This window comes from Burkholderia sp. HAN2018, from assembly GCF_024704855.1.
GTDB lineage: Bacteria > Pseudomonadota > Gammaproteobacteria > Burkholderiales > Burkholderiaceae > Burkholderia > Burkholderia cepacia.
In genome coordinates, this window is the sequence record NZ_QOBB01000395.1 from 1 (window position 1) to 3,591 (window position 3,591).

Genomic DNA, 3,591 nt, shown 5'->3' on the forward strand with positions numbered 1-3,591 from the left:
CACGAGCGCATCGGGCGCGGCCCAGCTCGCGGCCACGTCGTCGTAGCCGGCCGGCGAGCCCGGCCGCCACACCGGCTGGCCGAGCTGCGCGAGCAGCGGCGCGGCCTTCAGGTCGCCCGTGTCGTGCCAGCCGAGCCCGCGCAGCGAAGAAACGGCCCACTCCCACGGCGTCTTGAACTTGCGGTTGACCGGCGACCACGCATCGGGCGCGTCGACGAGCGCGCGATAGACGGTCGGCAAATCGCCGCCGCTCGCGTCGAATGCGCGGGCCAGCCGGTCGGTCAGCGCGGGCGGCGGATTGTCGGCGACGAAATGACGGGCGAGCTGGAACGCGATATGCCGACCGGTCGCCTCCGAATGCGCGAGGTCGTGCAGGATCGCGCGGGCCTGCGATTCGCCGGGCTGGTCGTAGCTGCGCCCCATCACGGTCCGCACGCCGGGCTCGTGCAGTTTCGGGCGAAACACGAACGCGCCGGGCGCCGCATCGCCGGGCTGCGGGCCGCGCCCGCCGGCGATGCTCCAGCCGGTCAGCGCGCGCGCGAATTCCGTCACGTCGGCTTGCGTATAACCCGTGCGTACGCCAAGCGTGTGCAGCTCCATGATTTCGCGCGCGAGATTCTCGTTGAGCCCGCGCCTGCCCGACGGATTGCGCGCTTCGGCACGCAGCGCGGCCGGGCTGTCGGGGCCGACCGAGCGCGCCTGGTCGAGGAACAGCTGCATCGCGGGATGCTGCTCGACGGCAACCAGCATGTCCTCGAAACGGCCGAGCACGTGCGGGCGGATCGCGTCGCGTTCGAACGCGCCCGCGTAGGCCGCCACCGGCCCCTTGTCGACCGATACCGCGAAATGGTTCGCCCAGAAATGCACGAGACGCTCGACGAACGGCGCGGGCGTGTTCAACGCGCTGTTGACCCGCGCGACGACGGCGCTGCGATACGTGTCGTTGCCGTCACGCCGGATCGACTGCTCGGTCGCGCGCTTCGTTGCGGGATCGTCGCCGGTCATCGCATTGCGCGCGTTCGCGAAGCGCGTGGCGAGCGCCACCGCGTCGGGCTCGCCGGCCCATGCGGCCGGCCGCGCTTCGTAACGGTCGAATTGCGCGACGAGCGCCGCCTTCGGGTCGGCAGGCGGCGCTTCGTCGGCCCGCGCGCCGAGACCGAAGCGGTTCAGCGCGATGGCGGCCGGGGTGATGTCGTTCGGGTGGTCCATGACGGGGCTCTTGCGATGCGTACCCGTGTTAAACGTCGGCCGGCGGGAAATCCGTCGCCGGGTAGACGAATATTTCGGGTTTGTCGCGCGGGCTTGAAAACGTGTGTGTCGGCGTTCGAGTTTCCAGCGCGGATTCGACCGGCGGTGGCCGCGCATCGACGGATCGCTCAGCCGCCGCAACGTGGCCCCGTGCCCCGCCGAGGGACGGGCACGCTTCGACATTCCGCCGACAGGCTTTCGCCCGCCTGACCGGCATGGGCCCGGCCGGATGGTGCGTCGGCCGAAACCCTGGACGGGTCGAATGCCGCCTTGTCGCCGATATCCGCCCGGCGCTTGCCGTTCCCGGAAACCAGCCTAGACTCAATGGAATGTATCGCTCCGGGTCACGGAGGTATCGTCGCCCCGCCCCGGAGCAAGAATTCGACGCAACCGGAGATCGGCCGTGACCACGCTGCTCGCCATCCTGCTTCCCGCTCCCGTTGTCGCCTTTGCCGATCGATTCGCATGAAGGACGACGCGCGCGACCTCAGGCGCTACACCGGCGAAATCGTTCAGTCCGCCGAATCGCCTTGAACGCCGCACGTCCGGTGGAACACGACGGTTCGGGCAGCCACGGCCCGGCACACTCGCGTCGACGTGGCGCCGCTACATTGAACAGGAGAAGCTGCCGCACTCCGGCCGGCCACGGCGGAATGCGCCGGCCACCGCTACGATGAACCCACTTTCCGTCAGCTTGCACGCGCGGTTTCGTTGCTTCGGTGCGACGCGTCCGGCCATGCGCCGGGCACGCGCGTGGCTGCTCGCCATGGCGTTGGCGCTGCACGGTTATCCCGCTCACGCGCAGGGCCAGCCGAGGGTCGTCGACGTCCCGACCCGTCCCGGAGTCACCCAGCGGTTTCTCTTCATCGCGCCGGATGCGCCGAAAGCCGCGGCCATCCTTTACGCCGGCGGACACGGCGGGCTGCAACTGGACCCGTCCGGCCGGTTCGGATGGGGCGCAGGCAACTTTCTCGTGCGCACCAGGCAGCTGTTCGTGAATGACGGTATCGCTGTCGCGGTCATCGATGCACCGAGCGACCGGCAATCCGCGCCCTACCTCAACGGCTTTCGACTCTCGAAGGAACACGCCGACGACGCGCGTGCCGTGATTGCGTGGTTGAGGGAGCAACTGCACGTGCCGGTCTGGCTGGTCGGGACGAGCCGCGGCACCCAGTCCGCCGCTGCCGTTGCGATCGCGCTGGCCGGCGGCGGCGGGCCGGACGGTATCGTGCTGACGTCCACCATCCTCCGTGAAGATCGAGGCGGTACCGCGGTCACCGACATGAACCTGGCCAGCCTCAGGATTCCAGTGCTCGTCGTTCATCACCAGAACGACGGCTGCAAGCATTGCCCCGTGTCCGAAACGGATACGCTGTTGAAGAAACTGGAGGCATCGCCGAAGGCCGAACGGATGATCGTGTCGGGCGGCACGTCCCGGGGCGATCCATGCGAAGCGTTCGCCTATCACGGTTTCAATGGCCTGGAGAGCAGCGTGGTCGACGCAATCTCCGCCTGGATGCTGGCACGTTGAACGTATCCGCCGCGTCACGTGGTCGTGGCCGTGGTCGCGTTGCGATCGTTCGCGAAAGCGTGCCAAAGCATTGCCGACCAGCGTTCCGCGTAGGCGCTGCACAGCGCAGGAAAGGCGCGCCGCCGCGCGTCTCCCGCGCCGCGTTTCCTTACTGACTCCCCGCCTCGCCCTGCTTCTTCTGCAACCTCGGCGGCAACCGCCAGTTGCCGCTACGCCGCAACCCGTCGACGAACTTCGCGCGCTCGTCCGGCGTCAGCGTCGCCGCGAAATCGACGACGCTGCGCTCCACCTGCGCACGCAGCGCGGTATCGGCCGCACGCGTGCGGTCGAGCGCGGCGTCGATCGCCGTGCGATCGAGTTGCGGCGCGGCGAGCAGATCCAGCACGGTGATCCGGTCGTCGCGCCCTTCCCGCGCGAAATCGCGACCGTCCTTGCGTGCCGCCTTCAGCGCGGCGGCGAATTCCTGCCGGCGTGTGTCCGGCAACTCGTCCGCGGCGAAACGCAATGCGGTGCGCGACGCAGGCGCGCCCGCGGCCCGCAGGTCGCGATGCGTCGAGAACCACTGATACGCGCCGCCGCCGATCGCGCCGAGCATGAATACGTTCAGCACGACCGAACCGACGAGGACGAATTTCCAGCCACGCTCACTCATTCATCACTCCAGTCCACGCTCGGTCCGCCGAACGTCGTTGTCAGATAGCCCTGCTCGTGCGCAGGCGGCACGCTCCCGAGCATCAGCATCGACACGGCCACCGCGCCCGCGAGCGCGCCGGCCAGGCCCACGCCCGCGAATGCCGCGCCCGACCACCACA

Annotated in this window: 3 protein-coding genes; 1 reads left to right on the forward strand and 2 read right to left on the reverse strand. The window is 69.2% G+C overall.

Annotated features, from left to right (window positions below; translation table 11 throughout):
• Window positions 1–1,209: DUF1800 domain-containing protein (locus DPV74_RS39975; protein WP_162923294.1), on the reverse strand; the 1,209-nt coding region annotated here is incomplete at its 3' end.
• Between the two features lie 712 nt (window positions 1,210–1,921).
• Between DPV74_RS39975 and DPV74_RS39980 the strand changes: the two genes are divergently transcribed.
• Window positions 1,922–2,779 carry an alpha/beta hydrolase gene (locus tag DPV74_RS39980; RefSeq protein WP_308357396.1) on the forward strand — a complete coding sequence of 286 codons (858 nt, stop codon included), beginning with the start codon at window positions 1,922–1,924 and terminating at the stop codon, window positions 2,777–2,779.
• Between the two features lie 148 nt (window positions 2,780–2,927).
• On the opposite strand, the gene DPV74_RS39985 is transcribed toward DPV74_RS39980, so the two are convergent.
• Window positions 2,928–3,431 carry a periplasmic heavy metal sensor gene (locus DPV74_RS39985; RefSeq protein WP_027791776.1) on the reverse strand — a complete coding sequence of 168 codons (504 nt, stop codon included), beginning with the start codon at window positions 3,429–3,431 and terminating at the stop codon, window positions 2,928–2,930.
• Window positions 3,432–3,591: the final 160 nt, after the last annotated feature.

Bases quoted from the DNA above. Each gene is read 5' to 3' on its own strand.
- DPV74_RS39980 (WP_308357396.1), top strand. From the start codon at position 1,922: ATGAACCCACTTTCCGTCAGCTTGCACGCGCGGTTTCGTTGCTTCGGT.
- DPV74_RS39985 (WP_027791776.1), bottom strand. From the start codon at position 3,431: ATGAGTGAGCGTGGCTGGAAATTCGTCCTCGTCGGTTCGGTCGTGCTG.